Source organism: Streptomyces sp. NPDC052016 (assembly GCF_044548445.1).
Lineage (GTDB): Bacteria > Actinomycetota > Actinomycetes > Streptomycetales > Streptomycetaceae > Streptomyces.
The window spans coordinates 140537-154001 of the sequence record NZ_JBIUBX010000004.1 but is presented as its reverse complement, the minus strand read 5'-3'; the positions used below and the strand labels follow the sequence as shown (position 1 = coordinate 154001).

The following is a 13465-nucleotide window of genomic DNA, read 5'->3' as shown; positions in this document are numbered from 1 at the left end:
GTCGCGTCGTCCACTCCGAGCTGTGTCTGGGACGGGCCGCCGTGATGGTCGCGAGTCCGATGCCGCGTACAACGTTTCCCCGCTGCGCGGCGCGTCGACCGGAACCGGCGTCTACCTGGCGTCGCCGGACGTCGACGTGCTCTACGACCGCGCCGTGCGCGCGGGCGGCCGACCGGTGTTGCCTCCGGAGGACACCGGATGGGGCGCCCGTCGCGCCCGGGTCCTCGACCCCGAAGGCCGCGAGTGGAGTTTCGGTAGCCACCGACCTGGCCGGGGCCGGACCAGGTGAACGCAGCTGCCGTACCCGAGCGGCTCGGTCCGCCGGAGCGCATCCGTGTCCCGCCCGGATCGCGAACACACCACGTGCCCCAAGGCCGGGCATGTCCGCTACGGCGGTGGAGGCAGAGGATGGACGTCACCAAGGACCGCAGCGCCGGGCCCGGCATCACGACCGGTGCACTCGCGCGCAGGCTCGGCATCTCCCCCACCACCTTGCGGTCGTGGGGCCGCCGCTACGGGCTGGGACCGGCGACGAGGGCAGAGGGACGTCACCGGCGCTGGACGGCCGAGGACGTCGCGATGGTGCGGGAGATGTGCCGTCTGACCGCGGAGGGCGTCCCCCCTGCGGAGGCGGCCCGCGTCGCGCAGATCCGGGCCACGGACGGCCACGCCGCCGAAGAGGCCCCGGCGGACACGGCCCCCCGCCCGCTCGCACCGGTCGGCGAGCCGTCGTCCGGCCCCGACACTGCCCCGGAAGGCTCCCCGTCCCTCGCGGACTCACGCCGACGGTGCCGGGCACTCGCCCAGGCGGCGGTCCGGATGGACGCCGAAGCCGTGCACGAGCGGATCACTGCGGCCATCGAGTCGTACGGCCTGGTCACCGCATGGGAGGAGGTGCTCGCCCCGACCATGCGATCGGTCGGGCGCGCATGGGAGTCCTCCGACGACCGGTACGTGGAGGTGGAACACCTGCTCTCCTGGCACGTCTCCGCGGCCCTCTGCCACGCCTACGCGCGCTCGGTCGCCCGGAACGGGCCCGCAAGCTCGCCTCCGGTTCTCCTGGCGTGTCTGCCGGGCGAGCAGCACACCCTCCCGCTGGAGGCGCTCACCGCGGTGCTGGCGGAGCACGGCCGGCGCGTTCTGATGCTGGGCGGTTCGGTCCCGGTCGCGGCCCTGGAGGCCACCGTACGGAGGATCGCTCCCGCCGCCGTCGCTCTGTGGTCGCAGTCCCGCAGCACCGCCGACCTTCCGCTCGCCCGTCACCTCGCGGCCTTCCGCTGGGGCATCCACGGCGCCCGCACTCGCAGTCAGATCTTGCTGTGCGGCCCGGGATGGGGCCTGCGCTCGGATCCGGGTCTCCTGCGGCCGCACGGACTGGGCGACGCGGTCCGGATCATGGTCTCCGCGAGCCGGCCCGGCGACGACGTGCCGTCCGCGAGCGAGGAGCACGCACCGGAGTCCCCGTGAACCGCGGCGACGGACGCCCCGGCCGTCCACTGCCTGGGCGCCGACGTCGTTGCTTCACCGTTCTGAGGTCCGCCAGGGGTGCGGAGGGCAGCGGACGCGGTGACGCGCCACGCCCGTGATGCCCAGGCCGCCGTTCCTCGTGGCCTCGGCGAAAGCGCCGGGCGCTGGTGCTGCGTTGCGGCGGAGCGCGATCCGGACGCACCCCTCCCGGCCGTCCGCCCGGACGGTGGCGCCGAGGATGCGGCATCCAGGTGCAGCGCCCAACCAGCCGCAGCCAGAGCACCCGCCGCACCCACGACAGCGCCGGTCAACCCCTCGGGGCCGGCCACCGGCATCCCGCGCATTCCTGGACGCCGGGACCGCGACCGGAGTGACCCTGAGGAACATGGTCGACGGCGAGGAGAGGACCATCACCGCCCGGGCGGTCGTCGTGGCCGCGGACGCCCTGCGCACCCCGCAGCTGCTGCACGCCTCCGGCATCCGCCCGCCCGCTCTGGGCCGCTACCTCAACGACCAGCCGCAGATCGTCCATGCCGCCCGCCTGCCCGACGGCGTCGTCACCGCCCATGGCGCCGTCACGGACCGCACCCGCGACGAAGACGGCGCCATCGTGCCCCAGAGCGGTGTCAGCTGGGTTCCCTACACCGACGCACATCCCTTCCAGGGCCAGGTGATGCAGCTCGACGCGTCGCCCCTCCCGCTCGCCGACGACACGACCGTCGAGCCCGGCGCCGTCGTGGGGCTGGGCTGGTTCTGCGCCAAGGACATCACCGCCGAGGACCGCGTCGAGTTCGACGACACCACGGCCGACGCCTACGGCCTGCCCGCCATGCGCGTCCACTACCGCTACACCGAGCGGGATCTGTCCACCATCGAACAGCCCAAGGAGGCCATCGCCGAAGCGGCAACGGCCGTGGGGATCCCCCTGGGCGACTCCCCCGTCCTCCTGCCCGCGGGCAGCTCGCTGCACTACCAGGGCACCACGCGCATGGGGCCTGCCGACGACGGCACCAGCGTCTGCGACAGTCACAGCCGGGTCTGGAACACCCGGGGCCTCTGGGTCGCGGGCAACAACGTCATCCCGACCGCCACCGCCTGCAACCCGACGCTGACCTCCGTCGCCCTCGCCGTCCGAGGCGCCGGCCCGCTCCTGGACCACCTGCACTCCGCTGCCGGACACGACGCGCCGATCCGCCGGGCAGCGGTCGGCACTGCCTGAGCCGCGTCCGCGTGGCAGCGGTCCGAAGTCGTCGACGGCGACGCCGGCTCCAGTACCGCTCAACTCCTGCGCCTTCGCCCGCAGCGCCCACGGGCGAAGGCCGCTCGCCGTGTGGCGTCGGTGTCCGTCGCGCTCTCCACCACGACGAGGGCCCAGGGTTCAGGCGCTACGCATCGGGAGACGAGCGAGTACGGAGCGAGGAAACCAGGTCGACGGCAGTCACTGCTGTAACGGATCATGCGTTCATGCCGTTGCGAGACACCCTTGCCCGAGTCGATGCGGACCTGGCCGCCGGCCGGGTTCCGGTCGCGCGCCAGCGCCTGCGCGGGCTGGTGTCGTCCTTTCCGAACGATCTGATGCTTCGTCGCCGCCTGGCCGAGGTCTACCGCCTGTACGCGGAGCCTGCGGAAGCGGGCCGTTGGATGTACCTCGAGCGGGACCGGGACGAAGCCGAGACCTCCGCCTTCGAGGCGCGGTACCGCACAGCGCCGCAGCGCATGCGGGCACTCGCCTGGCACGGTCCTGAGTCGCTCGCCCGAACGGCCTTCGCCGAGGAGCAACTGGCCGCGGTACGGGCAGCCTGCTCCGAAGCCGTGGGACACCCCGTCGACTGGGACACGGCGCCATCCGCCGGGAAGGAGGACAGCAGGGCGAGCTCGTTCGCCGACTTCCTGGCGGGGGCCGGATGTCTGGTGGCGCTCCTTGCGTTCCTCGCGATCTGGGTGAACGGACTCGTTGCCCTCTTCGACTGACGCCGGTCACCCGCAATAGTCGCGGCCGCTGTGTTCACCGCTGAGCCCACGTCAGTTCGGCAAACCGATCGCCGCGCTGCGCCCAGCCGACCGAACGTTCTCCCGCCTGCCCGGCTGTCCGGGGGAGGCCGTAGGGTCCCCGCCATGCTGGAGAGTCCTGATGTGTCGGTGGCACTCGGAAGCGGGGTGCACAACCGGTCGCAGGCCTGGGACTTCGTGCGCTGGTTCGCTGGTCAGTGGTCAGGTCGCCCTCTGCGGCGCGAAGACGGTTGCGCGGAGGAAGAGCTGACAGCCGCGGAAGGCGGTCTCGGCTTCCAACTCCCCGCCGCCTTGCGAGAGGGATACGCGCTTTTGGGCCACCGAGACGACCTGACCCGGCAGCAGGACCCCTTGGTCCCACCGGCCGGGCTCTATGTCGACGACGCCCTGGGCGGCGTCCTGGTCTTTCGTCGCGAGAACCAGGACTGCGCGTCCTGGGCGATTCCCCTCGACCGGTTCGAGCAGGACGATCCTCCGGTGGTGGTGGAATCCCACCAGGGCTGGATTCCCTTCCTCGACCGGATGTCCCTGGCGTGGGTCGAGCTGGTGCTGAGCGAGTCACTCTTCGGAGCCGACAGCCTGTACGACGCCTGTGAGCTGCCGGACGCGCTGGTGCCGAGCCTCCAGGCTCGCTACTCCCCCGTCAACCTCCCTGACTATCCGATGTGGGCGAGCGAGGAGGACTCGCCGGTGCGCTGGTATGCGGCCACTGGCCGATTGCTGCGCCGGGACGGTGCGCAGGACCACTGCTGGATCCATGCACGCGGTCACGCGGTAGCCGATCTCGAGGTGATCCGCGCAGACCTCCCCGGCCGCTGGGTCGGCTGACCCGCGGCCCCAGCGGCGCCGGGGGTGGTGATGCGGCCGGCGTGAGGGACCGGCCAAGGGCATCGCGGGCGACGTCGCAGGTCCGGCGGCGCTCGTCGTCTTGCGGGCGGCGCCTCACCTGAGGCGGGTACCGGCGCCGCTGACACGGACGCGCGGGTCACCCGCGCGCAGCGTCACCGTGAGTTCGCCGGGGCGGCCCATGTCCTCGCCCTGGTACAGGGTGAGGACGGCGTCCTCGGGGACCAGGCCGAGCTCACGGGCGTACGCACCGAACGCGGCGGCTGCGGCGCCGGTCGCCGGGTCCTCGACGACACCGCCGACGGGGAACGGGTCACGGACATGGAAGACGGTGGCCGACTCCCGCCACACCAGCTGGAGCGTCGTCAGATCCAAGCGGTGCATCAGGGCTTCGAGGCGCGCGAAGTCGTAGGAGAGATCTGCCAGGCGGGCGCGCGTCGCCGCAGCGAGGACGAGGTGGCGGGCGCCGGCGAAGGCGATGTGGGGCGGGAGGGACGGGTCCAGATCGGCGGCCGGCCAGCCGAGCGCGGCGAGCGCCTCGGTGAGGTCGGCGTCGGCGACCTCCTCGATGTGCGGCTCGACACTGGTGAGGGTGGCCCTGACCGTGCCGCCCTCCTCGGACACCTCCACCGGCACGGTCCCGGCGCGCGTCGCGAACACCAGCTTCCCGGAACCGATCCGCTCGGCGAGCGCCACGGCGGCGGCGACCGTGGCGTGCCCGCAGAACGGCACCTCGGCCTTGGGGCTGAAGTAGCGGATGCTGTACGCCCGTCCCTCCTGGCCGTCGAGGCCCTCTGGGGGTGCGGTCAGGAACGCGGACTCCGAGTATCCGAGGTCGGCGGCGATGGCCAGCATGTCGCTGTCGTCCAGGCCGGTGGCATCCAGAACGATGCCGGCGGGGTTTCCGCCCTCGGGGACGTTGGAGAAGGCGGTGTATCGCAGCACCTCGGGCCGCGGCGCGTTCGTCGTCATGATCGTGCCAACGTGGGGCGCGGCCGAGTCTGTTCCCGGACACGGGCGGAGGCTGGGGCCTGCCCTGCCAGGTCACCCACCTCGTACGGGGGCCCGTGCTCGGCCATGAGCCTGAAAGGTGCGCGGAACAGCTGGCGATTCTGCTCGGCCGGCAGTGCGCCTGCTCCAGGTTCCGGTGCGACGCGCAGCCGTGGGTCGACCTCCCGTACAACCTGGGCGTAGAGTCCCTCGTTGCCGTTGACGTGGCGCAAAGCGGTCGGTGCGCCAGTCCGGCGGTACGGGCGATCTCTTCGATGGTGACTGCCGCACAGGGGCGCTGTGCGAAGGCATGCACAGCAGCGGAGATCCGGCGGAGACAAGGCCGAGGATCGACTGCCCCCGCTGCGCCGGCGTGGCCGACAGGGGGCTGGGGAGGAAGAACATGCTGGAGGCGGTGGGGCTCTCGGTCGCCGAGACGGATGTGTACCGCGCGCTCGTCGTCGCCGTCACGGCGTCGGCGGGCGAAGTGGCCACGGCGACGGGGTTCGACGCCCGGACCGCCGAGCGGTTGCTCGGCGCGCTGGAGGAGAAGGGGCTGGCCCGTGGGGTGGAGGGCGTCTCGGGGCGGTTCGCCGCCAATCCGCCGGACGTGGCCCTGCTGCCGCGGCTCGAGCGCCGCGCCGACGAGCTCGGCAAGGCCCGCGCGGCCGTGTCCGAGCTGATGGAGACCTTTCGGCGCAACGCCTGGATCCGCGACGCGGGTGAGGTGGTCGAGTTCGTCACCGGGGCCGGTGCGCTGCGCCAGCGGCTGAGGCAGGTCCAGGACAGCGCACGTGAAGAGCTGCTGTGGTTCTGCAGGGCGCAGTACGTCGCCATGCCGTCCGGCACGAACCAGGCCGAGTTCGACGCCCTGGCGCGCGGCGTGAACTACCGGGTCCTGTACGAGCAGGCCTACTTCGACGACACCGGCGGAATGGAGAACATCGCCAGGGCGGTGCGGGCCGGGGAGGCGGCGCGTGCGGTGCCGACGTTGCCGCTGCGGATGGCGATCGCCGACCGGTGCGTGGCGATCTGTCCGCTGGCTCCGGCCGGTCCGGCGGGTGACCCGCGCGAGGTGACGGCGGTCGTCGTGCGGGGCAGCAGTCTGCTGGAAGCACTGGTCGCGCTGTTCGAACGGTACTGGGACATCGGGGCTCCGCTGCGGGTGACTCCGGAGGGCCGGATCGGCGCACACATGCTGGAATCCGATGCCGACTCCCTGACGGTGGACGACCAGCGCCTGCTGTCCCTGATGGTCGCGGGCATCACGGACGAGTCGATCGCCGGGCAGCTCGGCATCAGCAGACGCACCGTCCAGCGCCGCATCCAGCACCTGATGACCATCGCCGGTGTCGCGACCCGCATGCAGCTCGGCTGGCAGGCCGCGCGCCGCAACTGGGTCTGAGCGGGAGAGACGGCGGTGCGGCCGACGGACATCGCCGGCCGCACCACCTCGGAGCGGTGACTCTCTCAGCCCTGCTGCAGGTAGGCCCGTGTCACGGTCTGCCGCACACTGTTGCCGGCGGCGTCATGGGCGGTGACCCGGAGTGTCACGTACGCGTCGCCGCGCACGCCGGACGGCCGTGTGACGGTCGCCTCGTAGGCGTTGGCCCCTCGGTCGCGCAGCGAGGCGCGGCTCCAGGTCCGGCCGTCGTCGTACGAGGCCTCGACCCGCATGACCACGCCCTTCGGCGCGGCGAGGCCGTCCTGAGCGCGGACCGCCAGCCGAACGGCGTGCGTACGGCCGGACTTGACCTCGTTGCGCTCGTCCACCGGGACGTCGTAGTCGAGCTGGAGCAGCGGGAGCAGCTTCGCCTCGCCGCCGGCAGCGGACCGGAACGACCAGGACGTCTCGGTCGCGGTGCCGTACGCCCACTCATCCGACGTCCGGCTGGTCGACAGGTCCAGCCGGTAGTCGGCCGCCCCGGCGGGCACCTCGAAGTCCGTCCAGGCGCTGTCCGCCTCGGCGATCTCCTTGCCGTCGCGGAAGAGGACCGCCTTCGCCGTGTCGCCCTGCTGGGAGACGCCGGCGCCCGTGCCGACGCCGCCGTCGCCGCCCGAGCTCGCGAGCTTGCGCGACCAGTGCCCGGACGTCGAGTCGGTGAACTCCGGTATGCGCAGGGCCAGGACGTTCCCGTCCTGGACGGAGGCGAGACCGGCGCCGCGCGGGATCGACGGACGCACGACCGACGCGTTCCAGGTCTCCCGCAGTTGCTCACCGGCACGGTAGGTGCGCGGGGCGCTGCGCATCCCGACCGTCAGTTCGCGGTCCTGGCTGATGGTCTCGTGGTGCACCTTGTGCTCCCAGGCGGTGTTCCCCGCCGAGACGTACTCGGTGCGCTCGAAGCCCGTCGGGACGAACCGGGAGTACTGGAGCCAGGCGAAGTCCTGGTACGGACGCCGGGCGAACCGCTGCTCGGACGCCCACGGCGTACCGCCGTTGTCGGCGTACGTGGTGCGGATGACGGCGCTGTTGTCCTCCGTCACGGTGTGCACCACCTTGCTGGGGATGCGCTGCGAGGAGACCTGCATGACGTCGTACAGGTAAGGACTGCGTGCGGTGCCCGTGAAGTGCACCTGCGTCCTGCGGTCCTTGATGCGCTTCAGCAACTCGGCGCCCGCGTCGGCGCCGATCCTGACGGCGGGCAGCGCCCAGCGGTCGCCGGTGGGCTCCCAACGGGTCCACGGCTGGTCGCTGAAGTGGACGAGGGCCACGGCCGCGACCCCGGCCTCGGCGGCCTTCGTCAGCGTGTCCGGCTCGTAGACGTTGTCGCGGTTGGTCACCACGGCGAGCTTGCCGCGGGCGCGGTCGAAGCGCGGCGCGGAGAGATCCCCCGCGTCGACGGCGGTCAGACGCCGGCCGCGGTCGTCGAAGAGCGGCGACTGGGGCATGTAGTAGGCCCGCAGGCCGATGCCGGACCCGGGGACCTCGGCCCGCAGGAGCGGTGCGACGAGCTGCCAGCGGGAGGCGAACTCGAAGGTGCCGTCGGTGACTTCGGCGGTGGGGCTGACGTAGATCCGTTCGGCGCTGTCGAAGTACATGACGCCCTGCGTCAGACCGACACCGTCGATCTCCCGGTGCATCTGGTAGCTCAGGATGCCGCGCTGTTCCGCCGGACGCGGGGTGCGGATCTCCACCTTGGTGGTCTTGCGCTCGTCGAGCGTGACCGCCGTGTCCTTGGTCACCTTCACCTCGGGCAGGATCACATGGCGCAGCTCCGAGCCGTCCGATGCGATGGAGGGAAGATCGAGCTGGTAGGTGCCTTCCTCGACCTCGGCGATGCCCCGGTCCTCGTCGGCGTACCGGACGAACCCGTCGGTCCCCCAGATCGTCGGCAGCGCGCCGGAGCGGTTGCCCTTGGTGTCGTAGGTGGTGACCGTGAGGCGGTGGACGGGGCCCTTGACCAGCAGGCTCAGCGTGGTGTGGACCTTCACCTCGCCGTCGGCGGAAGTGGCGGTCGCATAGCCGTAGTAGGCGCCCCGCTGGAGGCGGGAGGGGTCGACCGTCACGGGCACGTCGACGGTCTGGCCCGCCGCGACCCGCACCGAGTCCGTGCCGGGGCGCACCGCGCCCTCGGCGGCCTCACGGCCCGAGGTGGTGGCCAGCCGGACGTCGAGCGTGAGCGTGAGGTCCTCGCCGGAGTGGTTGGTGTAGCGGACGTTCGTCGAGCGGGGGCTGCCGCCACCGGTCTCGTACGTGCCGAGAGCGACGGTTCCGGTCGCGGTGAGCGGTCCCAGCACGGCGGCGGCGACGTCGACGCGGCCACCGCCCTGTTCGATGACCTTCTGGCCGGCGATGGTGCGGGAGGTGCTCACCAGCGCGTCCTTCAGCTGCTGCGGGCCCCAGTTCGGGTACCGCTGGGCGAGGAGGGCCGCGACGCCGGCGACATGCGGGGTGGCCATCGACGTGCCGGACGCCGCTACGTAGTGCTCGTCGACCGGGTGACCCATCGTGGTGCCGGCCGCGCGTGCCGCGACGATGTCGACTCCGGGCGCGGTCACGTCGGGCTTGACGGCCTTGTCTCCCAGGCGCGGGCCCCGGCTCGAGAACGAGGCGAGGGAGTCGTCGCGGTCGACCGCGCCGACGGTGAGGGCCGCGTCCGCCGCGCCGGGCGAGCCGACGGTGCTCTGCCCCAGCTCACCGGCGTTTCCGGCCGCCACCACGAAGAGCGTGCCGGTGCTTTCGGTCAGCGCGTTCAGGGCCAGGCTCATCGGGTCCTGGCCGTCGCCGGCGCTCTCCGAGCCGAGGCTCATGTTGACCACCTTGGCGCCCTGGGCCGCCGCCCACTCCATACCGGCGACGACCTGGGACTCGGTGCCGTAGCCGTCGTCGCCGAGGACCTTGCCGATCAGCAGGTCGGCCTCCGGTGCCACGCCCTTGCGCGTGCCGCCGGACGCGGCGCCGCTGCCTGCGACGATCGAGGCCACATGGGTGCCGTGGCCGAAGGCGTCGCCGGTGCCGGAGCTGCCGGAGAAGTCCTCCGCCCGAGCGATACGGCCTGCCAGGTCGGGGTGGGACGCGTCGGCGCCGGTGTCCAGGACGGCGACCTTGACGGACTTGCCCCGCAGCCCGGCCTGCCATGCGGCCGGCGTGCCGATCTGGGCGGTGCTGCGGTCCAGGGAGGGCCGGACGCGGCTGTCCAGCCACACCTTGGGCGTGCCCTGGGCACGGGCGCCGTCCTTCGAGGCGCCGGAGGCCAGGTGCTTCCAGAACGCGCCGAGGTCGTTGTCGGCGACGCGGAGCGACAGCGCATTGATGCTGTCGAGCCGTTGTGCGGGGGCGCCGTCGTCGGCGAGACGGGTGAGCCGGCTCATGGTGCCGTCCGCGACGTTCGCGCCCTGCTCCACGATCAGCGGCAGCGCGTCGGTGTGAGCCTCGTCGTACTGCTGGGAGACGAGCGCGGTCACATCGAACAGATCGCGGTCCAGCCGTCCGGTGGCGACCAGGTCCGCGGCGTCCGACGGGATGACCGAAAGGTGTCCGTCCTGCTCGATGGTGCGGAACAGCACTCCCCGCCGCCCGGTGCCGGGCTCGACGGAGGCTGTGCTCCTGCCCGCGGCACCCGTGGTGACCGTCACCCGGTCACCGGTTATCAGCCGCACGGTCGCGGTCTTCCCCATGACGGCGGTCCCAAACGGCGCCGCGTCCGCGGTGCCGGTCCGTGCCGATACCGGTGGCACGGCGCCGACGCTCAGTACGAGCCCCACGGCAGTCGCCACCAGTAGGCGGGTTCTTTTCATTCACTCCCAGCCTTCCACTCAGCGCGAAAAGGTGTTCACGCGCTGGACAGAATCCGGTGAGCGAGGAGGGCCTGTCACTGGATTTCCGTGGCAGGGATGGGCCCTGTCCCAATGGCGACACGGGCCCGGCTCGTCATGGCGACGACGGCGGGAAGGCGCCGACCCCAGCGAGGCCTGATGGCACGTCATCGGGAGTCGACAACGGTCCGACCGACGCATGCTTGTCTCCCCCCTCTGGCAGGATGCTGCGCCGACGCCTGCGATGCAGAGGTCTTGCCCGGAGCCGAGTATCGACTTCCCTTCCCATACACCTGGTTGAGGTCCGGGGCAGACAACAGTTCGCCGAAGCCCTCTGCACCGGAGGGCCTTCCGCCCACCGACGTGATGGTGAGCAGTTTGCGCCGCTCGACGCCCGGGGCAGTGACGCTGCCTGGTCGAACGCGGTCTCATCAGCCGACCGCGAACGGCCACCGCCTCCTCAACGTGCTTCAGTCCGACCGCCTGCTGCGCAGGCCCGGAGTTGGGGAAGGCGCGGGTCGAACCGCCATGTCAACGACACCACTGGCGGGGTACGGCAGCTGATGCCGTGCCGACGGTGTCGGGCACCGGATCAAAGCGACGAGAAGGGTTGCGGCGATCCCGTCGGCCACCACGGACATCGCGGTACTGATTCCGGCTGCGGCCGCGATGCGCAGGCGATCGCCGGTGAGGTCGTCGAGACCGGCGGTCGCTACAAGGACGAGGAGGGCGAGGCCGACTGTGGCACCGACGCCGGCGAGTTTCACCTCGAACGCATCGGCGTCCGGCCCCGGACGCCTGCCGGGCCGTGGCTCAGGCGTCGATGATGACGGGGATGATGAGGGGCTTGCGGCGGTGCGTGCGGAACGCCCAGTTCGCCACGGCGCGGGCGATGAGTTGTTCGAGTTGTGTGCGCGTCCCCGACGCCTTCCTCGGCCGCTGTGGCCAGAGTCTTCTCGATGACGGGGATGACCGGCTCGAAAGTGGTGTCGTCGTGGACGAAGCCGCGGGCCAGGAAGTCGGGGGCCTCGGCGAGGGCGCCGGTGTCCGCGTCGACGATCGCCACCACCGTGACGACGCCTTCCTCTGCGAGGGTGAGGCGGTCCTTGAGGGAGGCTTCGGTGGCGCCGCCGACTTCCATGCCGTCCACGTAGACGTTGCCGGCGGGGACCTTGCCGGTGATGGACGCGCGCCCGTCGACGAGGTCGACGACGACGCCGTCCTCGGCGATGACGACCCGTTCGGGATCGACGCCGGTACGGATGGCGAGGTCGCCGTTGGCCCGCAGGTGGCGCCATTCGCCGTGCACGGGCATGACGTTGCGCGGTTTGACGATGTTGTAGCAGTAGACGAGTTCACCGGCGCTGGCGTGCCCGGAGACGTGCACCTTGGCGTTGCCCTTGTGGACCACGTGGGCACCCCACCGTGTGAGCCCGTTGATCACCCGGTAGATGGCGTTCTCGTTGCCGGGGATGAGGGAGCTGGCGAGCAGGACGGTGTCACCCTTGCCGATGCGGATCATGTGGTCGCGGTTGGCCATCCGTGACAGCGCGGCCATCGGTTCGCCCTGGGAGCCGGTGCACACCAGAGTGATCTTGTGGTCCGGGAGCTTCTCCAGCTCCTTCGTGCTCACGACCAGACCGGACGGGACCTTCAGATAGCCCAGGTCGCGGGCGATGCCCATGTTGCGGACCATCGACCGGCCGACGAAGGCGACCTTGCGGCCGTGCTGGTGGGCGGCGTCCAGGATCTGCTGGATACGGTGCACATGGCTGGCGAAACTGGAGACGATGACCCTGCGCGGCGCGGTGCGCATCACCTGCTCGATCGCCGGGTTCAGCTCACGCTCGGAGGTGGTGAAGCCGGGTACTTCGGCGTTGGTGGAGTCGGTGAGGAACAGGTCCACGCCCTCCTCGCCGAGACGGGCGAAGGCGCGCAGATCGGTGATGCGGTCATCGAGAGGGAACTGGTCCATCTTGAAGTCGCCGGTGTGCAGCACCATCCCGGCGCCGGTGCGGATCGCGACCGCGAGGCTGTCCGGGATGGAGTGGTTGACCGCGACGAACTCGCAGTCGAAGGGCCCGAAGCCGCGCCGGTCGCCCTCCCGCACACGCACTGTGCGCGGCCGGATGCCGTGTTCCTTCAGCTTGGCCTCCAGGAACGCCAGCGTCAGCTTGGAGCCGACGACGGGAATGTCGGACCGCTCGCGCAGCAGATACGGCACACCGCCGATGTGGTCCTCGTGGCCGTGGGTGAGGACCAGGGCCACGACGTCGTCCAAGCGGTCCCGGATCGAGGTGAAGTCCGGCAGGATCACGTCCACGCCGGGCTGGGTCTCCTCGGGGAACAGCACGCCACAGTCGACGATGAGCAGCTTGCCGGCATGCTCGAAGACAGTCATGTTGCGGCCGATCTCACCCAGGCCGCCCAGGGCGGTGACCCGCAGCCCTCCTTCGGGAAGGGGCGGGGCGGCTTTCAGTTCGGGGTGCGGATGACTCATACCTTGACGCTACCGGAGAGTGGGAGGGGGTGATCCATTACCTGTGCGATCTCTTCCTCCCGACAGGGTCGGGGGCACCACAACGGGTACCCGGGATCGATCGGATCACACCGGCGGCCGGGACAGTGCCGGCGGAAGGCGGTACCGCCTTCCGCCGGTGAGCCGTAGGCCCCGCCGCCCGTCCTGCGTCTGCTCCAGCTTGGAACCTCACTGCCGAACTCCCCGGCACGCGCGCCGCAGTCCGACGCCTTCACCGAGGGCGCCGCTCGATACAGCACTGCTGGTACCGCCACCGCGTCAACTGCGGTCCTGCTCACGGCGGCCCCTCATCACCGTGGGCCACCCGGTCCGGTCGTCAGCCCCGTCGCCGTTGTGCAACAAGCCGGCTTCGAA

Annotated in this window: 8 protein-coding genes and 2 pseudogenes; 6 read left to right on the top strand and 4 right to left on the bottom strand. The window is 71.5% G+C overall.

What is annotated here, in order from left to right; translation table 11 throughout:
* Positions 1-22 precede the first annotated feature (22 nt).
* The 5 genes from ACIHAR_RS07235 to ACIHAR_RS07215 all read left to right on the top strand — a co-directional run bounded on the left by ACIHAR_RS07235 (position 23) and on the right by ACIHAR_RS07215 (position 4305).
* Positions 23-289: a VOC family protein gene (locus tag ACIHAR_RS07235; RefSeq protein WP_400017621.1), complete on the top strand. Its 267-nt coding sequence runs from the start codon at positions 23-25 to the stop codon at positions 287-289.
* A 119-nt stretch (positions 290-408) separates the two neighbouring features.
* A complete protein-coding gene (locus ACIHAR_RS07230; RefSeq protein ID WP_400017619.1) occupies positions 409-1467 on the top strand; it encodes a MerR family transcriptional regulator in 1059 nt (352 codons plus the stop codon).
* A gap of 118 nt (positions 1468-1585) precedes the next feature.
* Positions 1586-2686 (top strand): GMC family oxidoreductase, encoded by a 1101-nt coding sequence (locus tag ACIHAR_RS07225; RefSeq protein WP_400017617.1) that lies wholly within the window; start codon positions 1586-1588, stop codon positions 2684-2686.
* A gap of 245 nt (positions 2687-2931) precedes the next feature.
* A complete protein-coding gene (locus ACIHAR_RS07220) occupies positions 2932-3438 on the top strand; it encodes a DUF6584 family protein (RefSeq protein ID WP_365453283.1) in 507 nt (168 codons plus the stop codon).
* A 144-nt stretch (positions 3439-3582) separates the two neighbouring features.
* Positions 3583-4305, top strand: a complete 723-nt coding sequence (locus ACIHAR_RS07215) for an SMI1/KNR4 family protein (RefSeq protein WP_400017614.1) — start codon at positions 3583-3585, stop codon at positions 4303-4305.
* Positions 4306-4419: 114 nt separating this feature from the next.
* On the opposite strand, the gene ACIHAR_RS07210 is transcribed toward ACIHAR_RS07215, so the two are convergent.
* Positions 4420-5295 carry a PhzF family phenazine biosynthesis isomerase gene (locus ACIHAR_RS07210; protein WP_365453288.1) on the bottom strand — a complete coding sequence of 292 codons (876 nt, stop codon included), beginning with the start codon at positions 5293-5295 and terminating at the stop codon, positions 4420-4422.
* A gap of 421 nt (positions 5296-5716) precedes the next feature.
* On the opposite strand from ACIHAR_RS07210, the gene ACIHAR_RS07205 reads away from it, so the two are divergent.
* Positions 5717-6718: a helix-turn-helix domain-containing protein gene (locus tag ACIHAR_RS07205; protein WP_365453291.1), complete on the top strand. Its 1002-nt coding sequence runs from the start codon at positions 5717-5719 to the stop codon at positions 6716-6718.
* A 65-nt stretch (positions 6719-6783) separates the two neighbouring features.
* Here ACIHAR_RS07205 and ACIHAR_RS07200 read toward each other — a convergent pair whose 3' ends face one another.
* The 3 genes and pseudogenes from ACIHAR_RS07200 to ACIHAR_RS07190 all read right to left on the bottom strand — a co-directional run bounded on the left by ACIHAR_RS07200 (position 6784) and on the right by ACIHAR_RS07190 (position 13072).
* Positions 6784-10554, bottom strand: coding sequence for a S8 family serine peptidase (locus ACIHAR_RS07200; protein ID WP_400017612.1), 3771 nt, complete (start codon positions 10552-10554; stop codon positions 6784-6786).
* Between the two features lie 329 nt (positions 10555-10883).
* Positions 10884-11100 (bottom strand): annotated as a pseudogene (locus ACIHAR_RS07195) (NAD(P)/FAD-dependent oxidoreductase); the annotation flags it as partial.
* 285 nt (positions 11101-11385) lie between these two features.
* Positions 11386-13072: pseudogene (locus ACIHAR_RS07190) on the bottom strand (ribonuclease J).
* Between the last annotated feature and the right edge of the window lie 393 nt (positions 13073-13465).